The organism is Pseudomonas sp. GW822-FHT03F08, assembly GCF_058801265.1.
Genome location: NZ_JBXANC010000002.1, coordinates 317,386 through 341,392, shown reverse-complemented (window position 1 = coordinate 341,392; position 24,007 = coordinate 317,386). Strand labels below are relative to the sequence as shown.

At 60.0% G+C, this 24,007-nt stretch carries 23 protein-coding genes; 12 read left to right on the top strand and 11 right to left on the bottom strand.

Annotated features, from left to right (window positions below; translation table 11 throughout):
* The 5 genes from fapB to fapF all read left to right on the top strand — a co-directional run bounded on the left by fapB (position 1) and on the right by fapF (position 4,555).
* A complete protein-coding gene (fapB, locus tag AC1RME_RS05395) occupies positions 1-573 on the top strand; it encodes a fibril amyloid subunit FapB (protein WP_096820321.1) in 573 nt (190 codons plus the stop codon).
* A gap of 71 nt (positions 574-644) precedes the next feature.
* Positions 645-1,667, top strand: a complete 1,023-nt coding sequence (gene fapC / locus AC1RME_RS05390) for an amyloid-like fimbrin subunit FapC (RefSeq protein WP_096820320.1) — start codon at positions 645-647, stop codon at positions 1,665-1,667.
* Between the two features lie 63 nt (positions 1,668-1,730).
* A complete protein-coding gene (fapD, locus tag AC1RME_RS05385) occupies positions 1,731-2,411 on the top strand; it encodes a fibril amyloid maturation endopeptidase FapD (RefSeq protein WP_096820319.1) in 681 nt (226 codons plus the stop codon).
* 44 nt (positions 2,412-2,455) lie between these two features.
* Positions 2,456-3,202, top strand: a complete 747-nt coding sequence (fapE, locus tag AC1RME_RS05380) for a fibril amyloid subunit FapE (protein WP_096820318.1) — start codon at positions 2,456-2,458, stop codon at positions 3,200-3,202.
* A 45-nt stretch (positions 3,203-3,247) separates the two neighbouring features.
* Positions 3,248-4,555: a fibril amyloid transporter FapF gene (fapF, locus tag AC1RME_RS05375; protein WP_096820317.1), complete on the top strand. Its 1,308-nt coding sequence runs from the start codon at positions 3,248-3,250 to the stop codon at positions 4,553-4,555.
* 81 nt (positions 4,556-4,636) lie between these two features.
* On the opposite strand, the gene AC1RME_RS05370 is transcribed toward fapF, so the two are convergent.
* The gene (locus AC1RME_RS05370) at positions 4,637-5,962 is read right to left on the bottom strand and encodes a sigma-54 dependent transcriptional regulator (protein WP_096820316.1); all 1,326 of its coding nucleotides are present in this window, start codon (positions 5,960-5,962) and stop codon (positions 4,637-4,639) included.
* A gap of 344 nt (positions 5,963-6,306) precedes the next feature.
* Here AC1RME_RS05370 and AC1RME_RS05365 point away from each other — a divergent pair, with 344 nt between their 5' ends.
* From AC1RME_RS05365 to nhaB, 3 genes are all read left to right on the top strand, one after another.
* Entirely contained in the window at positions 6,307-6,573 is a 267-nt protein-coding gene (locus tag AC1RME_RS05365) for a hypothetical protein (RefSeq protein WP_096820315.1), read from the top strand.
* Positions 6,574-6,855: 282 nt separating this feature from the next.
* The gene (locus tag AC1RME_RS05360; protein ID WP_096820314.1) at positions 6,856-8,145 is read left to right on the top strand and encodes a hypothetical protein; all 1,290 of its coding nucleotides are present in this window, start codon (positions 6,856-6,858) and stop codon (positions 8,143-8,145) included.
* Between the two features lie 90 nt (positions 8,146-8,235).
* Positions 8,236-9,738 (top strand): sodium/proton antiporter NhaB, encoded by a 1,503-nt coding sequence (gene nhaB / locus AC1RME_RS05355; RefSeq protein ID WP_096820313.1) that lies wholly within the window; start codon positions 8,236-8,238, stop codon positions 9,736-9,738.
* Between the two features lie 45 nt (positions 9,739-9,783).
* Here nhaB and AC1RME_RS05350 read toward each other — a convergent pair whose 3' ends face one another.
* From AC1RME_RS05350 to gnd, 3 genes are read right to left on the bottom strand one after another with little or no spacing between them, the layout of a single operon-like run.
* Positions 9,784-10,593, bottom strand: coding sequence for an HAD family hydrolase (locus tag AC1RME_RS05350; protein WP_096820312.1), 810 nt, complete (start codon positions 10,591-10,593; stop codon positions 9,784-9,786).
* Positions 10,590-12,113, bottom strand: coding sequence for a glucose-6-phosphate dehydrogenase (gene zwf / locus AC1RME_RS05345; RefSeq protein ID WP_096820311.1), 1,524 nt, complete (start codon positions 12,111-12,113; stop codon positions 10,590-10,592). Before zwf ends, AC1RME_RS05350 begins: the two co-directional genes overlap by 4 nt.
* The gene (gnd, locus tag AC1RME_RS05340) at positions 12,110-13,090 is read right to left on the bottom strand and encodes a phosphogluconate dehydrogenase (NAD(+)-dependent, decarboxylating) (protein WP_096820310.1); all 981 of its coding nucleotides are present in this window, start codon (positions 13,088-13,090) and stop codon (positions 12,110-12,112) included. Before gnd ends, zwf begins: the two co-directional genes overlap by 4 nt.
* A gap of 272 nt (positions 13,091-13,362) precedes the next feature.
* Between gnd and AC1RME_RS05335 the strand changes: the two genes are divergently transcribed.
* From AC1RME_RS05335 to AC1RME_RS05320, 4 genes are all read left to right on the top strand, one after another.
* A complete protein-coding gene (locus AC1RME_RS05335; RefSeq protein ID WP_096820309.1) occupies positions 13,363-13,545 on the top strand; it encodes a DUF6026 family protein in 183 nt (60 codons plus the stop codon).
* Between the two features lie 213 nt (positions 13,546-13,758).
* Complete coding sequence (locus AC1RME_RS05330) at positions 13,759-15,507, top strand: phosphoethanolamine transferase CptA (RefSeq protein WP_096820308.1); 1,749 nt, start codon at positions 13,759-13,761, stop codon at positions 15,505-15,507.
* 147 nt (positions 15,508-15,654) lie between these two features.
* The gene (locus AC1RME_RS05325; protein WP_096820307.1) at positions 15,655-17,901 is read left to right on the top strand and encodes a TonB-dependent siderophore receptor; all 2,247 of its coding nucleotides are present in this window, start codon (positions 15,655-15,657) and stop codon (positions 17,899-17,901) included.
* A 183-nt stretch (positions 17,902-18,084) separates the two neighbouring features.
* Positions 18,085-18,291 carry a DUF2790 domain-containing protein gene (locus AC1RME_RS05320; RefSeq protein ID WP_096820306.1) on the top strand — a complete coding sequence of 69 codons (207 nt, stop codon included), beginning with the start codon at positions 18,085-18,087 and terminating at the stop codon, positions 18,289-18,291.
* A gap of 85 nt (positions 18,292-18,376) precedes the next feature.
* On the opposite strand, the gene AC1RME_RS05315 is transcribed toward AC1RME_RS05320, so the two are convergent.
* The 7 genes from AC1RME_RS05315 to AC1RME_RS05285 form a co-directional block, all read right to left on the bottom strand.
* Positions 18,377-18,874 carry a GNAT family N-acetyltransferase gene (locus AC1RME_RS05315; RefSeq protein WP_096820305.1) on the bottom strand — a complete coding sequence of 166 codons (498 nt, stop codon included), beginning with the start codon at positions 18,872-18,874 and terminating at the stop codon, positions 18,377-18,379.
* A 98-nt stretch (positions 18,875-18,972) separates the two neighbouring features.
* Positions 18,973-19,554: a DinB family protein gene (locus AC1RME_RS05310; protein WP_493070664.1), complete on the bottom strand. Its 582-nt coding sequence runs from the start codon at positions 19,552-19,554 to the stop codon at positions 18,973-18,975.
* Positions 19,555-19,571: 17 nt separating this feature from the next.
* Positions 19,572-20,690: a cell division protein ZapE gene (gene zapE / locus AC1RME_RS05305; protein ID WP_493090659.1), complete on the bottom strand. Its 1,119-nt coding sequence runs from the start codon at positions 20,688-20,690 to the stop codon at positions 19,572-19,574.
* A 22-nt stretch (positions 20,691-20,712) separates the two neighbouring features.
* On the bottom strand, positions 20,713-21,054 hold the full coding sequence (locus AC1RME_RS05300; RefSeq protein ID WP_096820302.1) for a nuclear transport factor 2 family protein: 342 nt from the start codon (positions 21,052-21,054) through the stop codon (positions 20,713-20,715).
* A gap of 51 nt (positions 21,055-21,105) precedes the next feature.
* A complete protein-coding gene (locus tag AC1RME_RS05295; RefSeq protein WP_096820301.1) occupies positions 21,106-21,822 on the bottom strand; it encodes a helix-turn-helix transcriptional regulator in 717 nt (238 codons plus the stop codon).
* Between the two features lie 88 nt (positions 21,823-21,910).
* Positions 21,911-22,870 (bottom strand): agmatinase, encoded by a 960-nt coding sequence (gene speB / locus AC1RME_RS05290; protein WP_064381781.1) that lies wholly within the window; start codon positions 22,868-22,870, stop codon positions 21,911-21,913.
* 29 nt (positions 22,871-22,899) lie between these two features.
* A complete protein-coding gene (locus AC1RME_RS05285) occupies positions 22,900-23,991 on the bottom strand; it encodes a polyamine ABC transporter substrate-binding protein (protein WP_493090657.1) in 1,092 nt (363 codons plus the stop codon).
* Positions 23,992-24,007 lie beyond the last annotated feature (16 nt).

The following is a 24,007-nucleotide window of genomic DNA, read 5'->3' as shown; positions in this document are numbered from 1 at the left end:
ATGAATCGTTCCCTGCTCCTGCTTGCTCTGCTTGGCTGCACCAGCGTCATGGCCGATCCGAGCGCCGTGGACAGCGCCAACATTCAGAACTCCGGCGTGCAGTACAACGGCAACTTCAACGTCAACCAGGCCGCCGGCGACCAACAGCAACAGACCAACGTCAAGTCGATTGCCATCGGCACGTCGGCCAGCGCCACCACCACCATTCACCAGAAACTCGATACCCCCGCCGACCGCTCGATCAACGCGAGCTCCACCATCGGCGGTACCTCATTCAGTAACGGCAACGGTGCACTGGGCGTGAACCAGGGTTCCGGGGCCAACAACCAGATGGCCAACGCCATGCGCATCAGCATCAGTGCTGCGCCGCAGAGCGTTGACGATAGCGCCCTTTCCCAACAGAACGTGGCGTTGTTACCGAGCTCAGGAGCAACTGGTACCTCACCCGGCAGTCGCCAGGTCACGACAAGTGATCAGGCCTTCACCGGCAGCCGAGGGGTAATCCAGGTGAACCAGAGTGCCGGGGTGGGGAACCGAATGGCTAACACCCTGAGCATCCGGGTCGCTGACTGACCCAAACAAGAAGCAGTGCAATTAGAAAGTACCAACACTTAACCAACTAATAAGCACGACGGAGAAACACCATGAAACCTACAATGGCCCTCAAACCACTGGTTTTCGCTCTCGCAGCAGTGATGGCAATCGCAGCACAGGCAGGCGGTCGTGATGATGACAATCACGGTCATGGTAACGGGCACGGCAATGGACATGGTCATGACCATGATCCAAAAGGCCCAACCCTGGAAGAACTGCTGCAAATCGGCGCAGGCGCCGGTGCCGCAGTGCTTGATGTGCAAAACAACAGCGGTAACACCGTGTTGAACCAGGGCACCCAAAACAACGCTGGCGTGAATAATGCCGTCAATGGCGCCAACGGCAACATCGGGGTGAACAACGCCGCTGGCGATGGCAACCAACAAGACAACGCCGCTGCTCTGGCAACCGCTGATGAAAGCTTCATCTTCGGCTCCGCCGTATCCGCCTCCAGCGCGACTCAAGTCAACACCAACAACGGTGTCGCCAACTACTCCAGCACTGCCAACGCCGGCCTGAACAACGTCGGCAACAGCGGCTCGGGTAACATTGGCGTGAACAACGCTGCCGGCAACTTCAACCAACAGAAAAACAACCTGGCAATCGCTGTGTCCGGTGGTCGTGTAGCGCAAGCCGCTGCCGCCGCCAACCAAAGCACCACCGGTCTGCAAGTGGCCAACAACGGCACCCAGACCTACAAAAAAGATACGCTTACTGGCACATTTACCGCAGGCGGCGTATTCGTAGCTGCAGGCACCGCAACCACCAAAGACGATGATCATGGTCATGGTCACGGCGGTTATGGCAACGACGACCGTGGCCATGGCGGCAACGGCGGCGGCAAAGATCAGAAATCTGACTTCGTTGCCGTGGGTGTCTTCGGTCTGGCTGGCGTAACCACTCAACAAGTGATGACCCCAGACGGCTGGAAAAACCCTGTCACCAACAATGCCAGCATGACCAACGTTGGCAATGGCTGGTCGGGTAACGGTGGCTTCAACAACGCTGCTGGCGTTGGCAACCAACAAAGCAACTCGCTGTCCATCGCTGCAGGTTGCAAAGCCTGCATGTAATCGCGATCGAAACGAAAGCCCCGGAAACGGGGCTTTTCCTCAGTCCGCAAAGGCGTATCGATCATGCGTAAGACTGCCCTCCTCGCCCTGCTTTGCCTCTCTGGTCTGACCCAGGCTGCCCAGATGCCCGTGGCTGCCCTGCCCGGTGGCGTACTGGTCTACAAAAACGTGCAAAGCATTCGTGAGCGCAAGTTTTCCGACATCGTCGAACAAAAAACCGATTTCAGCTGCGGCGCCGCCGCACTGGCTACGGTACTGCGCCAGGCTTATTGGCTCGACGTCGATGAAGAGCACATCATCAAAGGCATGCTGGTCAACGCTGACCAGGACCTTGTCCGTACTCAAGGTTTTTCCATGCTGGACATGAAGCGCTACATAGAAAGCATCGGCATGCGCGCCAGGGGCTACAAGATCCCGCCGGAAAAACTCGACGCGGTCACTATCCCGGTGGTGGTACTGATGGAAATTCGCGGCTACAAGCATTTCGTCGTGCTGCAGCGAGCGGACAAGGATTGGGTTTACATCGGAGACCCGGTTCTCGGCCATAAACGCTACAAACATGATGACTTTGTCAAAGGTTGGAACGGCATTGTCTTTGCCATCGTCGGCCCCGGATACGACAAGACCAATGCATTACGCAGTCCTCCGGCACCGCTGACCGCCAAGAACAAGCTGGATAACTTCAACCCCGTCAAAGATGCTGAATTGATGGACTTCGGGTTCATACAGAGCGACTTCTTTTAATCGCCGATTATAAAGAATGGGGCTGGATGTCCCGGGAGCAGCAGATGAAAACCTCATACTGGCTGGCCGCTGCCTGCCTGGCAGCGAGTGCTTCAGGCTATGCCAATGCAGGATTCAAACCCATCGAAATCCAGGACTCGGAGCTGTCACAGCTTCGCGGTCGTTATGTCATGCCGGGGCGAATCATCAGCTTCGGCATCGTCATGAGCAGTACCTGGCGCAACGCCAGCGGAGATCTGATCGGGGCCTCAACCGCGATGCAACTACAGGCAGCAACCGTAAAACCCGAATTCTATGTCTCGACCATCAAGGAAACCGGTAACGGCAGCACCCTGCAAACGGGTACCGGCTCAGTCATTGGTGGCGCAGGACTCAACAGTTCCCAAGGCGTGACACAAAGCGTTCGCGCCGCCGGCGACGGCAACTCGGCCTACAACAACGTTGCGATCAACGTTTCGGAAGCCAACCAGGCACCGGCGCTGATACCGGCTCAAGGGCAAGCCTTGATGGCCGGACAAACGATTTCCGGCAGTAATGCCGCCGGCAGCGTCGCCGTTTCGGCCACTGGTGGTGGCGTGCAAATGGCCATCCAGGCCGCAGGCAATCAGGGCACAGCCCTGCAACAGGTAGCCCAGGGTGGGCTGCTGCAAAACACCCGTTTGCTCGGTAACGCAAACGTCGTCAACAACCTGACGCAACTCAATGTTGTCCTTAGTAATAACGGCATGAGCGCCGGCGCGCTTGACTGCAATTTGAGTCAACTCAGAGCACTACGCAATATCGGATATTGAACTACGCTGAGTCTCGATCATTGGGCTTAAAGGGACGGCTTATTCATGTATCGATCAGTATCACTGCGTGCCGCTGTATGTTTGAGTACTCTTCTACCCGCGGCGATGCTGCAAGCAGCACCCGATGCGGATGTGGAGACCCTGAAACAGGAACTTCTGGAGCTGAAGCAACGATACGAAGTACAACAAAAAGCCCTGGCGGTACTCGAGCAACGGGTCCGCCAGGTCGAAGATCAACCAGCTTCCCCACCACCGAAACGCCTGGCCAAATCGCCAGCCGACATGAAAGGCAATCCGAAAGTGGCCACCGGTACCGGGGCCGCAGCAGCGTCGGGGGGCGCCGCCGGGGGCAGTGGCGCTTCTTACGGCCAGTCGCTTGCCGACGATTCGCAACCTGCACAGAGTGTGTCCAACCTGTACGACGAGGCCAGCGGCTTCTTTGGCGGCGGCAAGTTCAGCTTTGAAACCGGCATAACCTATTCGCGTTATGACACTCGCCAGCTGATTCTCAACGGCTTCCTGGCACTGGACTCGATCTTTCTGGGCAACATCAACCTCGACCGGATCAAGGCCGATACCTGGACCCTCGACCTGACGGGCCGCTACAACTTCGATAACCGCTGGCAGTTCGACGTGAACGTGCCGGTCGTGTATCGCGATTCGACTTATCAGTCGGGCGGCGGCAATCAGGGCGCAGCCAACGTCACCACGGAACAGGATGTTTCGCGGGATCCGACCATTGGCGACGTCAACTTCGGCATCGCCTACAAGTTCCTGGACGAGTCGGCCAACACCCCGGACGCGGTGGTCACCCTGCGGGTGAAAGCCCCGACCGGCAAGGACCCGTTCGGTATCAAGCTGCGTCAGACCGACGCCAACACCAACCTGTTCGTGCCTGACACCCTGCCGACCGGCAACGGCGTCTGGTCGATCACCCCGGGGGTTTCGCTGGTCAAGACGTTTGACCCGGCCGTGTTGTTCGGCAGCTTGTCCTACACCCACAACCTGGAGGAATCGTTTGACGACATCAGTTCCACGGTCAACCAGAAAACCCCGGGCAAGGTCCGTATCGGCGACAGCTTCCAGATCGGCGCAGGCATAGCCTTCGCACTGAACGAAAAAATGAGTATGTCGTTCTCGGTCTCTGACCTTGTACAACGCAAGAGCAAGTTGAAACAGGATGGCGCGGACTGGGAATCGGTGGTGTCCAGTGACGCCAACGCCGGTTACTTCAACGTCGGCATGACCATTGCGGCCACCGACAACCTGACCATCGTACCTAACCTGTCCATCGGCATGACCGACGATGCCCCGGACTTTTCCTTCAGCCTGAAATTCCCGTACTACTTCTAACCCGCGACACTATGAAAAGGCCCGCTGCGACTTGCATCGCAGCGGGCCTTTTCAGCTTCTTGCCGGAAGAAGCACCGCGCCCTAGCGGATCTGGTGTTTATGCAGCAAACGGTAGAACGTCGGCCGTGAAACCCCCAGCACTTTGGCGGCCACGCTGAGGTTGTCGCTGTGCCGGTTCAACACATCGCACAACGCCTGGCGTTCGGCCCGGGTCTTGTAGTCTTCGAGGGTGCCCATCGGTGTGGCAATCGACTGTTGGCTGATCAGCCCCAGGTCACGGGCCTCGATCTGCCGCCCTTCGGCCAGCACCAAGCCCCGGCGTACACGGTTGGCCAGCTCCCGGACATTGCCCGGCCAGTCGTGTTTACCCATGGCGATCAGCGCGTCTTCGCTGAAACTGCGCGGACGACGGCCGGTTTCATGGCTGTAGAAATGGGAAAAGTGGTTGGCCAGCATCGACAGGTCGCCATGGCGCTCACGTAATGGCGCAGTCACGACTTGCAGCACATTCAGCCGGTAGTACAAGTCCTCACGGAAGCGTTTTTTCTCGATCGCGGCTTCCAGGTCGACGTGGGTGGCCGCCAATACCCGGACATCCACCGGGATCGGCTGGCTGCCGCCGACTCGCTCGATGTGTTTTTCCTGGAGGAAGCGCAGCAGATTGGCTTGCAGTTCCAGCGGCAGATCACCGATTTCGTCCAGAAACAGGGTGCCGCCGTTGGCGGCCTCGATGCGTCCGACCTTGCGCTGATGGGCGCCGGTGAACGCGCCTTTTTCGTGGCCGAACAGCTCGGACTGGATCAGATGCTCGGGAATCGCCCCGCAGTTGATGGCCACAAACGGTTTGCTGTGCCGTTGCGATTGCCGATGCAAGGTGCGTGCGACCAGTTCTTTACCGGTCCCGCTTTCGCCACGTATCAGCACCGGCGACTCGGTAGGAGCGAGTTTGCTCAGCAGTTTGCGCAGCTCGCGAATCGGTTTGCTGTCACCCAGCAACTCGTGTTCCGGCTGATCGACGTGAATCGTGCCCTGGCCACGCAGGCGCGCCATGCCGAACGCCCGGCCGAGGGTGACCTGCACCCGCGACACGTCGAACGGCAAGGTATGAAAATCGAAAAACCATTCGCAGACAAAATCCCCGACATTCTGCAAGCGCAGCACTTCCTGATTCAGTACGGCGATCCATTCGGTGCCGCTGCGGCTGATCAGTTCCTTGACCGCCTCGGGACGTTCCAGGTGAAAAGGTTGCAAGCGCAACAGGCCGACATCGCAACTGCGGTCGGCGGCATTCTCCAGGCTGCAACTGTCTACGTCCCAGCCGACAGCGCGTAAACCGGGCAGTAATCGGTGACAGTCGTCACAAGGGTCGACGACCAATAAACGTCGTAATGCAGGCGCTTCGCTCATGACTGTTCCTTGGCGCCAAATTATAGGAAATGATTGTAAAAACAGTCATTTGGCAGACCTGGCTGTAACATTAGCAAGAATTTGACGGCGCCTTGTATCGATTGCTTATAGATGTACAAGGGAAGCAGTTATAAGAAGCTGCTTTATTAGTTAGCTATCGACTTGAATCTTTCACCTGGCTTTCAAAATCTGTCGATTGACTGATTGTATGTAAGAAAGTCGAAATTTCTTCAAATTCGGTGTGACCCGCCAGCGGGTTGCGTGCATCAGTACAAGTAACTCGCCGAACGGTAAGCCCAACCGACGGCACATCACTTGATTGGGCACTATAGAGAGAAGATCCCATGACCGCCCCGCTCCGTATCAACGAAGCTCTTTTGATTGCCAACCACGCATTTAAACCTTTCCAATGCGTGGCCTGGGCCCCACAAGACGGCAATGGCGAACTGAGCCTGACCGTTATCGACCGCACCAACTCGCAGATTGGTCGCACCCGCATTCCAAGCAGTGCCTATTCCGATCCAGCTCAACTTGAATACCTGTTGCAACAGGCTCGCGCTGAACTGAGCGACGAGGGTTACGCACTGCAATCCTGGTCGATGCCGCACTGATTCGAGGGCGATGCGGATGGTTTTCGAGCCATCCGCCCTTTTCTGTTAGTTGCTGAATCTTTTTAAACTTCAGCCTGCGCGTACAACTTCCCCAAATACTTTCGCACCTGAATGCTTGGCAGGCTTGCGACTGGTTCCAAAAGACACTGTTCTGGCACAGTACGACCCTCCACCTGTTAGTTCTGTCAGTTGTACTTGTGCGTCTACAGGGATTGAATGTTTCGCTCATGCAGTTGCCAACCCGGCTCCCGGGTATCGGTCAACTCGCAAGGAGAAGCATGCATGTCAACCCAGACCGCTATTGCGCTCCCGGCGCTAGCGAATAACGCCGGACAACTCGACAAGACATTTGCCAATAACGGCGTGGCTCAGGTTTATTTTGCCGGCAGCACGTCCAGCCTGACTCAACACGTAGCGCTCGACCCGCAAGGTCGCATCCTGGTCGCCGCCAAGGTCGTCACCCCTCAAGGCAGCCGTTTCGGCCTGGCGCGTCTACTGGATGATGGTTCTGCGGATCTTGGCTTCGGCTTTCAGGGCAGCGTGATCGGCCAGTTCACTTCCGGCTTCGAAGCCACGGGCAGCAAGCTCCAGGTCTTGCCTGACGGGCGAATCCTGCTGGCAGGTCTGCATTACGAATCCGAACATCGCACGCTGCCCGCCCTGGCGCTGTTCGATGCGCACGGCCGACCCGCCCTGGACTTCGGTGACAACGGCCGGAAAATCATTCGCCTGCCCGGCGATCTGTCCATGGGCACCCGCGACACCTGGCTGCCGCCGGGCGTTCCAGGGGCAGAAGCCTGCGACTTCGCCGTCCAGAATGATGGACATATTCTGTTGATTGCCAACCACCACTGCTCTTTGGCCGACCATGTCGGCATGCTGATCCGCGTCACGCCCACCGGTAATCTTGACGAAACCTTCAATGGTCGAGGTTTTGTGATGGTCCGGCACTTGCTGCTGAACACCTGGCTGGGTGGCTTGTTGCTGCAAGAGGATGGGCGAATCGTGGTGGCCGGTGCGATCGACTTCCCCCAGGAAGGCCTGCTTGCACGTTACCTGCCGGACGGGCAGCTCGACGAACGCTTTGCGCTGGACGGATTCCTGGCCTTCAAGGCCCAGGGGCACAGTGCGCTGGTCAATCAGGTCATCCAGTCCATGGACCGTTTGCATTGCTTTGGCAGCAGCCGCGACCCGATCCGGTGCATGGCGCTGTCAATCCACAGCAATGGTCGCCCAGACCTGCACTGCAACAACGGTCAGCCCAACCTGCTGGACATCGGTCCCAGCGGTTGCCAGTGGAGTGCTGCGCAACACATGCCGGACGGTCGACTCATCGCGGCAGGCGCGACGATTGGCGGGGTCGAGGCTGATTTCATCGTCGCCCGCTATCTGGCCGACGGTCATCTCGACCAAAGTTTCGGTGCCGGTCACGGCTGGCTGCGTACGCGACTGGGCCGCAGTCTCGACACCGCCACATCGCTGGCACTGCAACCGCAAGGTGGAATTCTGGTCGGCGGTTATTCACTGGATGGCAACTACCGCGCCGTGGTGGTGCGTTATCTGAACCCATAAAACGGCAAATCCGGAAATCGAAACCTCCTGCGCTTGATCTTGCTCAACGCTTACGGCAACTTGCGCGCTTCTTAAAGCAAGGAGCAACCGATGTCCGGTTCGATGGCCCAGGCGTTCGCGCACAACTTTCTCGGGCATTCGCCCCGCTGGTACAAGGCGTGCATCGTCGGGTTCCTGATTCTCAACGCCGTGGTGCTGTGGTCGGCAGGTCCTGTCGCTGCTGGCTGGCTGTTGGTGATCGAATTCATTTTCACCCTGGCCATGGCGCTCAAGTGCTATCCGCTGATGCCTGGCGGCTTGCTGCTGATCGAAGCCCTGCTGTTGAAGATGACCACGCCCCAGGCGCTGTACGAAGAGTTGCAGCACAATTTTCCGGTGATTCTGCTGCTGATGTTCATGGTCGCCGGCATCTACTTCATGAAGGATCTGCTGCTGTTTCTGTTCTCGCGCCTGCTGCTCGGCGTGCGTTCGAAGATGCTGCTGGCGCTGATGTTCTGCTTCTTGTCGGCGTTTCTTTCGGCCTTTCTCGACGCACTGACCGTGACCGCCGTGATCATCAGCGCCGCCGTCGGTTTCTATTCGGTCTACCACCGGGTCGCCTCCGGTAACGATCCGCGTCAGGACAGCGAATTCAGCGACGACCAACACCTGCCCAAGCTGCATCACGAAGATCTGGAGCAATTTCGCGCTTTCCTGCGCAGTCTGCTGATGCATGGCGCCGTCGGCACTGCGCTGGGCGGCGTCTGCACGCTGGTTGGCGAGCCGCAGAACCTGCTGATCGGCCATGAGATGGGTTGGCACTTCGCCGAGTTTTTCCTCAAGGTCGCGCCGGTTTCCCTGCCAGTGCTGGTGGCCGGTCTGTTGACCTGTATGTTGCTGGAGAAGCTGCGCTGGTTCGGCTACGGCACCTTGCTGCCGGACAACGTCCGCGCGGTTCTCGCCAATTACGCCAGCGAAGACGATGCCGAACGCACCCCGCGTCAACGTGCCGCGCTGCTGGTACAGGGCGCAGCCGCATTGATCCTGATTGCCGGGCTAGCGTTCCACATCGCCGAAGTGGGCCTGATCGGCCTGATGGTCATTGTGCTGATCACCGCTTTCACCGGCATCACCGACGAGCATCGACTGGGCAGCGCGTTCAAGGACGCCATGCCGTTTACAGCCTTGCTGGTGGTGTTTTTTGCCGTGGTGGCGGTGATCCATGATCAGCAACTGTTCGTGCCGCTGATTCAGTGGGTCCTGGCATTGCCCGCCGAGCAGCAACCGGGGATGCTGTTCATCGCCAACGGTCTGTTGTCGGCGATCAGTGACAACGTGTTTGTGGCGACGATCTACATCACCGAGGTCAAACAGGCCTTCCTGTCCGGCCATATGAGCCGTGAACACTTCGAGACGCTGGCCATCGCGATCAACACCGGCACCAATCTGCCGAGCGTGGCGACGCCTAATGGTCAGGCTGCGTTTCTGTTTCTGCTGACGTCCGCGATTGCGCCGCTGGTGCGGTTGTCGTACGGGCGAATGGTGTGGATGGCGTTGCCCTACACCGTGGTGATGGGTTTGCTGGGCTGGTATGCCGTGAGTTACTGGCTGTAGAAACAACAACGGGAGCCCTTGGGCTCCCGTTGTTTTATGCGTCGATCAGCGCGACAACATGTATTTCTCGATGGCCTGTGCCACACCGTCCTCGGTGTTCGGCCCGGTCACCACGTCCGCCTGACGCTTCACGGCGTCTTCTGCCTGCCCCATGGCGATCGACAGGCCGGCGACATGGAACATCGCCGGATCGTTGCCGCCATCGCCAATCGCTGCAGTCTGCGCCAGCGGAACGCCCAGATGGGCAGCAATAGTTGCCAGAGCCGCGCCCTTGTTGGCGTCGAGTGCCGTCACGTCCAGATACACCGGTTGCGAACGCGACACCTGCGCCATGCCCTCGACCTTCGCCAGCAAACGTGCCTCCAGTTCGATCAACAGTTCGGTGTTGTTGCTGGTCGCCACGATCTTGTCGATACGCTCCAGGTACGGCTCGAAACTGTCGACCACCACCGGCGGATAACCGAGGCCATGCTGCTCACGCGGGACCATCGGCCCATGGGGATCCTTGAGCAGCCAGTCACCACCGCTGAACACCCAGATTTCGACATCCGGCTGATCGGCGAACAGCGCCAGTGCCGTCAACGCTACCGTGGCTGGCAGGTAATGTGCGACCAGAATGCTGCCGTCCGGGTTGACGATCGTGCCGCCGTTGAAGGCGGCGGTCGGCAGATCGACGCCCAAGGCTTCGATCTGCTGCAACATGGCTTTGGGGGGGCGCCCGGTGGCGAGGCTGAACAACACGCCCGCCTCACGCAGCTCACGAACGGCATCAATGGTGCGCTGACTGAGACTGTGATCGGGCAGCAACAGCGTGCCGTCCATGTCGCTCAACAGAAAACGGATCGGCTCACTCATCCGAGACCATGCCAGACGCGACCATCGCGAGTCAGCAGATCATCGGCAGCCTGAGGCCCGTCTTCGCCCGCGGCATAACTCTGCACGCTCGCGTCCTGTTGCCAGGCATCGAGGAACGGTTGCACCGCACGCCAGCCGTTCTCGATGTTGTCGGCGCGCTGGAACAGCGTCTGGTCACCGGTCAGGCAGTCGTAGATCAGCGTTTCGTAGCCGGTGGACGGCTGCATTTCGAAGAAATCCTTGTAGGCGAAGCCCAGTTCGATGTTGGCCATGTTCAGCGCCGGCCCCGGCCGTTTCGCCAGCAGGTCGAACCACATGCCTTCGTTGGGCTGGATCTGGATGCGCAGGTAGGTCGGCTGCAACTCATCGACCTCGGTGTCACGGAACTGCGCATACGGCGCCGGTTTGAAGCAGATGACGATCTCGGTGTCGCGCACGCTCATACGCTTGCCGGTGCGCAGGTAGAACGGCACGCCAACCCAGCGCCAGTTGTCGATCATCACCTTGAGTGCCACGTAGGTTTCGGTGGTGCTTTCGGGTGACACGTTGGCTTCTTCGCGATAACCGGCCAGTGGTTTGCCGTCGATTTCGCCAGCGCTGTACTGACCGCGTACCGAGTTGGCCCGCGCCTCTTCAGTGGTCCACGGGCGGATCGCCCCGACCACCTTGGCCTTCTCGCCCCGTACCGCATCGGCGCCGAATGCGGCCGGTGGCTCCATCGCCACCATCGCCAGCAACTGGAACAGGTGATTGGGCACCATGTCCCGCAGGGCGCCGGTGTGTTCGTAAAAACTGCCACGGGTCTCGACGCCAACGGTTTCAGCGGCGGTGATCTGCACGTGGTCGATGTAGTGATTGTTCCAGAACGCTTCGAACAGGCTGTTGGAGAACCGGCTGACCAGAATGTTCTGCACGGTTTCCTTGCCCAGATAGTGATCGATCCGGTAGATCTGCTTTTCCGACATGACCTTGAGCAGGCAGGCGTTCAACGCCTCGGCGGTCTGCAGGTCGGAGCCGAACGGTTTTTCGATCACTACCCTTCTGAAAGCTTCGGGGGTTTCCTCCAGCAAACGCGCAGCGCCAAGACGGCGCACCACTTCGCTGAAGAAACGCGGCGCGGTGGCCAGATAGAACACCGCATTGCCAGTGCCGCTGTCAGCGATTTTCGCCGCCAGCGCGGAATAAGTGCTGTCGTCCAGGAAGTCGCCCTGGACGTAGCTGATACCTTTGGCGAGCTTGGCCCACAAGGCCGGATCAAGTATCTGATCGCCCTTGCCGACCTTCGCCGCCACTTCGGTGCGGATGAAGTCTTCAAGCTTTTTGGCGAAGGCTTCATCCGTGATGGCGTTGTGATCAACGCCGACGATCCGCAGGCCATCATCCAACAGGCCGTCGCGACTCAGGTTGTACAGCGCCGGCATGAGCAGGCGCTTGACCAGATCACCGTGGGCACCGAACAGAAACAGCGTGGTCGGTGGCGCGGGGTCTGCCTTGGATTTCCTGCGGATCGTATGGGTCATTTCTTAGGCGTCTCCACGTGGCCACCGAAACCGAAACGCTGGGCCGAGAGGATCTTGTCGCCGAAGGTGCCCTGGCCGCGGGAGCGGTAGCGCGAGAACAGCGAGTTGGACAGCACCGGGACCGGCACCGCTTGTTCCATTGCAGCTTCGATGGTCCATTGGCCTTCGCCGCTGTCAGCCACGGAGCCCGAGAAACCGTCCAGTTTCGGATCGCTGGCCAGGGCGTCGGCGGTCAGGTCGAGCAACCAGGACGACACCACGCTGCCACGACGCCAGACTTCGGCGATGTCGGCCACGTTCAGGTCGAAACGCTGATCTTCCGGCAGGCGCTCGCTGGACTTGGTCTTGAGGATGTCGAAGCCTTCGGCGAAGGCCGCCATCATGCCGTACTCGATACCGTTGTGGATCATCTTCACGAAGTGACCGGCGCCGGCAGGACCGGCATGGATGTAGCCGTGCTCGGCACGCGAGTCATCGGACTTGCGGTCCTTGGTGCGCGGGATGTCGCCCATGCCCGGCGCGAGAGCGGCGAACAGCGGGTCCAGACGCTTAACGGTCTCGGCATCGCCACCGATCATCATGCAGTAGCCACGCTCCAGGCCCCAGACGCCGCCGGAGGTGCCGACGTCGATGTAGTGCAGGCCTTTCTCGGCCAGGGTCTTGGCCCGGCGGATGTCGTCCTTATAGTTGGTGTTGCCACCATCGATGATGGTGTCGCCCGCCTCGAGCAGAGTGCTCAGGGTTTCGATGGTGTCTTCGGTCGGCGCGCCGGCCGGCAGCATGACCCACACGGCACGCGGCTTGGCCAGGCCTGCGACCAGTGCAGGAAGATCGGCGACTCCGGTAGAGCCCTCGGCGGCCAGGGTGTCGACAAAGGCGGTATTGCGGTCGTAAACAACGGTGGTGTGACCGTTGAGCATCAGACGCCGTGCAATATTGCCGCCCATGCGGCCCAGTCCAATAATCCCGAGTTGCATGTGCTGATGCTCCTTACTACAAATAAAAGTGTGTCAAAGGTTATAGCCCAACGCTCTCATGGAGGTTAGTCCAGAGCGTCGGTGTGAAGTTTCCGGGCATTGTGCCCGATCCAGACTGATAACGTCGGGAAACGTGCCGAAGACACAACGACCATGAAAAATAAAAAAGTTCCATTCGCGGGCAAAAGAAACCAAAATCGGCGCCGATAGCAGGTCAAGGCTCGAAACCGGGGCTGACCTGCAGTTGAGACACGCCATTTGCGAGGTGAGCAATGGGCACAGTACACACAGCAATGCCGCCACAAACCCTGTATGTCACGATCCGTCGCGATGAACTGCGTCAGTTGAAAGACGAACGCGACCAGCTTAAACAAGAGTTGGCACAATTGCGCCTGATGACCCAGGGCCTTGAGCCGCAGCCTCTGCCCCGCGTACAGCGCTTACCCCACGCCTGACCGCCCGCCTGATCCGGGAACCGCTGCCCTGCTGTTCCCGACATGATCCGCTCTCTGCCATTTGCGGCAACTAACGAAGTTTTCACATTCGCTTGTTGATACTCCGGCCCATTCTGTCGTGCGTGTCTGCGCGCGGCTTCCGTTCGTCGGTTTTCATGCTCTGGTTCATGAAACGTCCCGGCGGTGGTAATGGTGATCGAGTTGGAGTGCTGAATGGCATTGTTCAAACGCAGCAAAACTGCTGCGGCAGGTTTTGACTGGGCCGGGTTCCTCTGGCTGTTTGTTTTCTTCTGGTACTTCTCCGGTATCACTCAACTGCTGATCCAGCTGACCGGCACCTCCGGATTCTCCGGCTTCCGCCAGGCGTTCGTGATGAGCGCGGTGTGGCTGGCACCGATGCTGCTGTTCCCCAAACGCACCCGTCTGCTCGCCGCCCTGATCGGCGTGGTGTTGTGGGCCTGCTCGATGGCCAGTCTGGGTTACTTCTTCATTTATCAGCAGGAATTCTCCCAGAGCGTCATCTTCATCATGTTCGAGTCGAACGTGTCGGAAGCTGGCGAGTACATGACCCAGTACTTTGCCTGGTGGATGATCCCTGCGTTCCTCGCTCACACGGCGTTCGCCTACTTCCTGTGGACCCGCCTGCGTCCGGTCTACATGCCGCGCGGCCGGGCCTTCGTGGCAGCCATGGCGATTCTGATCGCGGTGGTCGGTTATCCGCTGATCAAGCAGACCCAGCGCACCGGCAGTTTCGCCGGCGGTTTCGAGAAATTCGAAACCCGCATCGAACCGGCCGTGCCTTGGCAGATGGCCGTGGCCTATCACCGTTACCTCGAGACCCTGGGCGAAATGCAGGGCATGCTCGACAGCGCGAGCAAGATCCCGCCGCTGCACAACCTCAAGGACGCTGGCGCCAATCAGCCTGCGACCCTGGTGCTGGTGATCGGCGAGTCGACCAACCGTCAGCGCATGAGCCTCTATGGCTATCAGCGCAAGACCACGCCGGAACTGGACAAGCTCAAGGATCAACTCTCGGTCTTCGATAACGTCGTCACCCCGCGCCCGTACACCATCGAGGCGTTGCAGCAGGTGTTGACCTTCGCCGACGAAGAGAACCCGGATCTGTACCTGTCCACGCCTTCGCTGGTCAGCATGATGAAACAGGCCGGCTACAAGACGTTCTGGATCACCAACCAGCAGACCATGACCAAGCGCAACACCATGCTCACGACCTTCTCCGAACAGGCCGACGAGCAGGTGTACCTGAACAACAACCGCAACCAGAACGCCGCGCAATACGACGGTGATGTGATCGAGCCGTTCAACAAGGCTCTGACCGATCCGGCACCGCGCAAGCTGATCGTTGTGCACTTGCTCGGCACGCACATGAGCTACCAGTACCGTTATCCACCGACCTTCGACAAGTTCCAGGACCGCAACGGCGTGCCGGCCGGTGTGCGTGACGATCAGGTGCCGACCTACAACAGCTATGACAACGCAGTGCTGTACAACGACTTCGTGGTCTCGAGCCTGATCAAGGACTACGCCAAGTCCGATCCGAACGGCTTCCTGCTGTACCTCTCCGACCACGGTGAAGACGTGTTCGACTCGGCGGGCCACAACACCCTGGGCCGTAACGAAAACAAACCGACCGCGCCGATGTACACCATTCCGTTCATGGCGTGGGCATCGCCGAAGTGGCGTGAAAACCACGACTGGAGTTTCGCCGCTGACTTGAGCCGGCCTTACAGCAGCGCGCACCTGATCCACACCTGGGCAGACCTGGCGGGTTTGAGCTTCGATGAACTGGACCGCAGCAAAAGCGTGGTCAGCGACAGCTTCAAACAGCGTCCGTTGCTGATCGGCAACCCTTACGAACGTGAACAGCGAGCCTTGATCGACTTCAGCCTGATGAAGCCGAAAAAGCCCGACGAAGCGCCGAAGGAAGTCGTCAAGCAATAACCTGAAAAGGGCCGGAAACGGCCCTTTTTTTCATGCTGTCGCAATACCTCGAAATGACAATATTTCTCGTTTGTTACTAAATCGCACTCCCCCTCTTCGTCTTTGAACCAAAGGAAATTTTCTCTCGAAGACAAGGAGTCGGCTGCGATGTTCGCGCCCATCACCCGTTCCATGACCCTCACCCTGGGCCTGTGCAGTGCTGCATTGAGCCCGGATCTGCTGGCTGAAACCGACGCCAAAAAACAGCCCGAGGCCGCCGCTCCGGCACTCGAGCTGGCCTCCACCAACGTCACCGCCCAAGGCTTGGGCAGTACGACTGAAGACACCGCTTCCTACACCACCGGCGCCATGAGCACGGCCACGCGGTTGAACCTGTCGATCAAGGAAACCCCGCAATCGGTGTCCGTGGTGACCCGCCAGCAGATGGATGATTTCAAGCTCGGTACATTGTCCGAAGCCATGAGCCAGACCACGGGCGTTGTGGTTCAGCATTACGATTCAGACCGGGTCAACTATTCGTCTCGCGGCTACTCGATCAACAACTTCCAGATCGACGGGATGCTCAACACCTTCAGCCGGATGAAGTCAGATTCCGACACGATCATTTACGACCGCATCGAAGTGGTACGGGGTGCCACCGGCCTGACCACCGGCGCAGGTGATCCTTCGGCCACCATCAACATGGTGCGCAAGCGCCCTACCGCGCAATTGCAGGCGCTGGCCGGGGTCAGCGGCGGCAGTTATGACGATTACTACAGCTACGTGGACGTGGGCGGCCCGCTTGCTTTCGACGGCCGTTTGCGCGGACGCAGCGTGCTGGCGTATCGCGACAGCCAGTCAATTCGCGACCATTACGCGCTGCAACGGGAAGTCGGCTACGGCATTCTCGAAGGCGACCTGACGGAATCGACCGTGCTCGCGGTCGGCTATGACTATCAGAACAAGCATGTACAAGGCAGCTCATGGGGCACGGTGCCCTACTGGAATGCCGACGGCGGCAAGGCCGGTCTGGGCCGCTCGACCAACATGGCAACGTCATGGAGTTCCTGGCCGATCAAGGACAAGACCGCTTTCGCTACCCTCGATCAGGCACTGGCGGGCGGCTGGCACTTGAAAGCGGCGTACACCCATCGCCAGAGCGATACCGACGGCAAGGTCTACTACGGCGGCACCGGTTTTCCCGCAGACGACCGCAGCGGGATGGCGGCCTACATATCACACATGATCGGCACGCAAAAAATGAAGACCTATGACTTCAACGTGTCGGGCCCCTATGCGCTGTTCGGCCGCGAACACGAAATGATGTTCGGTTATGGCGAGGCCGAGCGCAGCGAGCGCTCCCCTTATACGATCGACGGCACGTTTCCACCGGGTTACGGGCGGATTCGCGACTGGAAATACATGGGCGATATCGCCAAATTCCCCGACACCGTCACAGGTTTGACCGGCTCCACCTCCAGCACCCGCCAGAAAGCCGGATATCTGGCCACTCGCCTGAGTTTCACCGATGACTTGCATGCGGTACTCGGCAGTCGTTATGGCAGCTGGAAGGCGTCAAAAGCCGACAATACGTATGACGACAATCGGCAAGTGAGCGCGGTCGACGCCAGCCGCCAGCAACACAACGATATGTGGACGCCATACGCGGGGCTGCTCTACGACTTGACGCCCGAATACACCGTGTATGCCAGCTACACCGACATCTTCAACCCTCAGGAATACCGCGACGCCAATCGCAAATTCCTTGAGCCGGTGGTTGGCAGCAACTATGAAATAGGCCTCAAGGGCAGCCTGCTGGACGAGCGCCTGAACCTGGCCACGGCCGTGTTCTGGAGCAAGCAGGACAACGTCGCCGAACTCGACGACTCGGTACCACCGGATCCGGTCACCGGTGAGGAGTTCTACAAGAGCGGCGGCAAAGGCAACAAGGTCAACGGTTTTGAGGCCGAGCTCTCGGGCGAAATCCATGACGGCTGGAACATGACCGCCGGGTACACCTACACCCACGCGCTCAACGGCGAGAAAAACCGCACCAACACCAACCAGCCGCTGAACATGCTCCGCCTCTCCACCGCGTATCGCTTGCCCGGCGACTGGAGCGCCCTGACCGTGGGTGGCGCGGTGAACTGGCAGAGTGACGTCTACGGCAATTCCAACCGCCCGGTCGGACGCGGTGCCAATGGCCGGGTCATCACCGAACGGACACGAATCAGTCAGGGCGCCTATTCGGTGGTCAAGCTGATGTCGCGTTACGAGTTCGACAAACACCTGTCGGCATCGCTGAACGTCGACAACCTGTTTGACAAGAAGTATTACGACAACGTCGGCTTCTACAACGGCGTGTTCTGGGGCGATCCGCGCACGGTGACGCTGAGCCTCGACTGGAAACTCTGACGCCCTTCCCCGCGAGCTGCACGCGTCAGCGGCGCGTGCAGCCTTCGTCCGCCACCCTTGGAAACATTCGGTAAAACCTGCACGGAACGCGCGTTAACCCTTGGTTAATGCCCTCGACGGACACTGCGCCCCGAGGTTCTGATTCATGGATGAACGGCTCCGACTTTTTTCGTAGGAGGCACCATGAAAACCACGACTGCAATCCTTGCCGGTCTACTCGCTATTGCATCCGCCGGCGCTTTCGCCGAGGGCGGTGCCGAGCGGATGCGATATCACTGGGAAAACTTCCCGGTCCACACCGAACAAAGCCAGCAGACAGACACGAAAGCCAACGAGCTTCGCGTCCCGGACGACCAGACCGCACAGGTCACCGAGCACTACCGTCCTTGATGTAGACAGGTTTACCGATGGACCTGCGATGGCTCCGCTCTGGCTTCGCAGATGACAGTTGGGCGCCCTTTTCGGGCGCCTTTTTTTATGCCTGCAATTCCTTGATCCAGAACAGCATGCGCCCGTGACTCGGGTCGAACATGCCCGGAGCAAAACCGAATTTGGCGTAGGAACCCTGGGCCACGGCGTTACCTTCGAGCACTTCCAGGGTGATCTTGCAGCACCCGCGCTGACGGGCGATGTCCTCGACCTTGCGCAGCATTTTCTGGCTCAGCCCCAGGCCTCGAAACTTCGTCACCACCGACACGTCATGGACGTTGACCAGCGGCTTGCAGGCAAAGGTCGAAAACCCTTCAAAGCAGTTCACCAGCCCTGCCGGTTCGCCGCCGACAAAGGCCAGGACACTGAACGCGTGTGGCCGCTTGGCCAGTTCTGCGGGCAGTTGCTGCAACAGTTCAGGGGCAATCGGATGGCCGCCGCCCATCGGGTCTTCGGCGTAATGATTGAGCACCACACCGATGGCCTCGGCATGCACCGGATTGGTATAGCTGGCTTGAAGCACAAGAATCTCTGCGGAATCCATTTCCTTCCTCGATCGCACGGGGCCCCGGCACGTTTGATACGCACTGATAGGCTGTCCGACCTTAGCGCGAGGCAGCCCCCGGCCACAACCCGGCCGTTTCAGTGGCCCCAGATCAGTTCTTCCGTCCAGCCCAGTTCGGCGAAATCCTCGGCCCGCAAGCCGGACTCGCCGACACAGAAGAACTCATCCAGTTGCGGCGGTTTCACCGGTGTGCCGCTGAGCATGGCGTGGACCTGACCACGATGGTGGATCTGGTGTTCAAACAGGTGCGAAATCATCCGCAGACGGCTGTCGTGCTGCGGCGTGTCGCGGGCGATGGTGACGATGCGCCCCAGATCGGCATCGCGCAGCTGCTCGCAATAAGCGATCAAGCGGCGATCGACATGGGCCTGCTCACGGCGCAAGGCCTGCGCCTCGGTGAAGGGTTCATCCACGTTGAAAAACACATAGCAATCGGGATGCGGCTCATCACCACGCAACTCGCGCTCCAGCGCATCGACATAGAACCAGTCGCAGGTGAGGATGTGATTGAGGGTCAGGCGAAGGCTCGGGAAGAAACTCACCCTGGGCGCCGCCAGTTGTGCATCGTCGAGTTGCCGCCAGGCCTTGGCCAGTCGATGGTTGGCCCAGGCGTTCTGATAAGCCTGGGTCAACAAGTGATGGGACAGTGGCTGAGTCATGTCGCACCCTCCGTGCATCAAGTGTCGGCAAAGCGTTGCAGCTGCATCTCCTGCAAGCGGCTGAGGGTCCGGCGGAACGGGAATTCCAGATAACCCTCGGTGTACAGCGCGTCCATCGGCACATCGGCCTCGATGTACAGCGGCACCTTGCGGTCGTAGCACTCGTCGACCAGCGCGATGAAGCGCCGTACACCGTCATCGTGCACCGACAGTTGCGGCAACTCGCGATCGCCGGCCACCACCCGCTCCGCACCGTCTTCGGTGCCACGGGCGATCCGCCCTTCACGCTTTTGTGCGCTCAGGTTCGGCACCTCGCTCAACAGAATAGCCCGATAGCTGTCGCACAGCGCGATGAAGTCCATGGCCGCGAACGGTTGTTCGCACAGATCGGCGTAACGGCACCACAACACCGACTCGCTGGCCTTCACGACATTCAAGGCGCGGTAGCCGACCGGCACCGCCTCGGAGCTCGCGCCCTGCCCGGCCGCCAACGCGTCGAACACCCCGGCCAGCGCGCAATCCTGCTCCGGCGCCGCCACCCAGTAGCGTTGCTCGAGGGCCCCCGGATGCAACCGATGGTCCTCGGCGCCGTTCACCGCGACCACCTGCATATGCTGCTTGATCGCCGTGATCGCTGGCAGGAAGCGGTCGCGGTTGAATCCGTCGGCATACAACTGATCCGGCGGCAGGTTGGAGGTGCAGACCACCACCACGCCTTCGTCGAACATCACCTGGAACAACCGGCCGAGGATGATCGCATCGCCAATGTCATTGACGAACAACTCATCGAAGCACAGCACCCGCACTTCGGCCGCCAGTTCCCGGGCCAATGCCCGCAGCGGATCGGCGATGCCGGTCAGTTGAAACGAGCGCTGATGGACCCAGCCCATGAAGTGATGAAAGTGCTGACGCCGGGCCGGCACCCGCAGGCTTTGATGGAACTGGTCCATCAGCCAGGTCTTGCCGCGCCCGACTGGCCCCCACAAGTAAACGCCGGTGACCGAACGGGCACCGGCGTGCAGGGCTTCATGGCATTTTTGCAACGCCCAGACCGCGTGCTCCTGGGCTTCATCCTGGATGAAGCCCTTGTGCTCGACGGCATGTTGCCAGGCGCTTAGGGGGGAGTCGAAAGTCATGCGCGGCAGTATGCCACGATGGCTACACGGAAATATCCAGCCGTGCGATTTTGCCCTGCTCGTTGAGGCGAAAGGTGTAACGCAATTCCAGCGGGCTGCCGGGAAACGTCCCGGATATCAGCCCTTGCACCAGCACTTTGCCGGTGCGCTGCTGGACGCCCAGCACTTCAACTCGTGGCTGATAGCGTCGGGCGGTGTCTTGCATCCAGTGGGCGATGGCCTGCGGGCCGACCTGATGATTGCCTTCATCGAACACGTGGGCATCCTCGGCAAAAAAACTGCCGACCCGGGTCGTATCGCGAGCGTTGGCGGCGTTGATGTACTCAACGATGGCCGGGGCGAGTATAGAGGTGGGATGGAACATGGTTGCAGCTCCTGTTTTCGGGTTCTGACGCCATCCTAGAACAGCCCTGCGTCAGTTTTTGTCAGGAGTGAAACGTCCGTTTTCGTCCAGTTGCATCTGCCGCTGCCAAGTGCGCAGCAGGTCGCTGCGACGTCCTGGATAACGCTCGCCCTGCAGGCTGGCCGCTGAGATCCGGTCGGTTCGGAACGTGCGATACGCGCTGCGCAACTCGCACCACGCGACAATGATCCGCACCTCGTTGAGAAACCCCAGCGCCAACGGCCAGATCAAGCGCTGGCTCGGCACCTGTTGTGCGTCGGCGTAATCGATGTGCAGCTTGGCCTGATCGCGGATCGCCTGACGAAACACATTCAACGGCACCGCGTTCTGAGGGAACCCGTAACCGGGCGGCCCGGGCATGACCGTCGGATTGCGCATCGCCTCCTGGGCCTGGGGATCCAGCACCGCCGCAATTTTTGCCAGCGCATCCGCTGCGGCTTTGCTCAGGACCTCGTCGCCACGCTGATCGACATAGCGCAGGCCCAGGACGATGGCTTCGGTCTCGTCGGCGTTGAGCATCAGCGGCGGCAGAAACAGGCCGCTGCGCAAGACATAACCAATGCCCGCCTCGCCGTGGATCGGCGCGCCGAGCGCCGTCAATTCGGCGATGTCGCGATAGAGGGTGCGCTCGGAGATTTCCAGCTCGGACGCCAGCGTCGCCGCAGTGACCGGGCGTTTCTTGCCGCGAAGCACTTGCAGCAAAGTCAGTAGACGAGTGGTTCGTGACACGGCGTGAGGCTCTGTGCGGAATTTTGCCGGAGCTTAGCAGAGCCTGGTGTCAGAAATTGTCAGGAGCTTTCACCAGGCTCAGAGCCGATCACGCGTCGACTTTGTGCCTCGCTGCGTACAGACACAGCATCTCCATGGCCAGCGTCGCCGCCGCCAGCGACGTCACGTCTGCGTGGTCGTAGGCCGGGGCCACTTCCACCACGTCCATGCCCACCAGATTGATCCCACGCAGACCACCAAGGATTTCAAGTGCCTGCACCGTGCTCAACCCGCCGCAGACCGGTGTCCCGGTGCCCGGTGCGAAGGCCGGATCCAGGCAGTCGATGTCGAACGTCAGGTACACCGGGTTGTCCCCGACCCGCGCACGAATCGCCTCGACAATCGCCTCGCAGCCACGGCGATGCACCTGCCGCGCGTCCAGCACCTGGAAGCCCTGATGATCGTCATTGGTGGTGCGCAAACCGATCTGCACCGAGCGCGCCGGATCCACCAGCCCTTCCCGCGCCGCGTGCCAGAACATGGTGCCGTGATCGACCCGTTTGCCGCCCTCGTCCGGCCACGTGTCACTGTGGGCGTCGAAGTGGATCAGCGACAACGTGCCGTGCTTGCGCGCATGAGCCTTGAGCAGCGGGTAGCTGATGAAGTGATCGCCACCAAAGGTGAGCATGGCGCTGCCGGAACTCAGGATGTGCTCGGCGTGGGCCTCGATGCTTTCCGGAATGGTGTGCGGCGAGCCGTAATCGAAGTCGCAATCGCCGTAATCGATGACCGCCAGATGATCGAACGGGTCGAACGCCCACGGCCAGTGCCGTTCCCAGGCAATCCCGGTGGACGCCGCGCGAATCCCCCGAGGCCCGAAACGTGCGCCCGGACGGTTGCTGGTGGCGGTGTCGAACGGCACGCCGCTGACGGCCACGTCCACGCCGCGCAAGTCGCGGCTGTAGCGCCGGCGCATGAAACTGGTGATCCCGGCGTAGGTGCTTTCGGCAGCGGTGCCGTAGAGGCTGTCACGGGTCAGGGCCTGATCGTTCTGCATTGGCACGTCCATCGGTGTGCTCCTTTGGTTTTTATCCAGCGTTATTGATGGCTACGGAAAGTGGTCCACAAGCGCGTGCGCTGACGCATGTCCTTGAGGCTCATGCTGCGGTCGGCGTACAGCCGCTCGCGCACTTCAGGTTTGGGGTAGATGTCCGGATCATTGCGCACCGCTTCGTCCACCAGCGGCGTGGCGGCCTGGTTAGCGGTGGCGAAAAACAGCGTATTGGTCAGCGCCGCCACGGATTCGGGGCGCAACATGAACTCGATGAAGGCCCGAGCGGCCTCCGGGTGCGGCGCGTCTTTGGGGATGGCCAGGTTGTCCTGCCACACCAGCGTGCCTTCTTTCGGAATCCGGTAAGCGACTTCAAACGGCTTGTTGGCCTTGCGCGCCTGATCGGCGGCCATGCTTGCGTCACCGTTGTAGGTCAGCGCCAGGCACACGCTGCCGTTGGCCAGATCACTGATCTGCCGGCCGGTGGCGACGTAGAGCACCGAGGGCTGCAACTTCTGCAACAAGGCTTCGGCGGCGGCCAGATCGTTCTTGTCGGTGCTGTAGGGATCCTTGCCGAGGTAGTGCAGCGCGAGGCCGATCACTTCCTGCGGCGAATCGAGAATGGCGATCCCGCAATCCTTGAGCTTGCTGGCGTATTCGGGCTTGAACAGCAGATCGAGACTGTTGAGCGGCACATCCGGCAGCCGTTGCTTAAGCGCTTCGACGTTCATGCCCAGACCGAGCGTGCCCCAGGTGTAAGACACGCCGTAGCGATTGCCCGGGTCGACGGCCGCGAGTTTTTCCAGCAGGTCCGGATCGAGATTGGCGTAACCCTTAAGCCCGTCGTGAGGGATTTCCTTCAACGCGCCGGCAGCGAGCCCCCGTGCCAGCACGCTGGATGACGGCACCACCACGTCGTAGCCGCTGCCGCCGGTAAGCAGTTTGGTTTCCAGTACTTCGGAGGTATCGAAGGTGTCGTAGCGCACGTGAATGCCGGTTTCCTTTTCGAAGCGCTGCAGGGTTTCCGGCGCCACGTAATCGGCCCAGCTGTAGAGGTTGAGCGTCTTGTCCTCGGCCTGGGCGGCGATGGAGACAGAGAGCAACAGCGCGGGTAAACACAGCTTGAACAAGGGAGCCATGACGAAACACCTGACC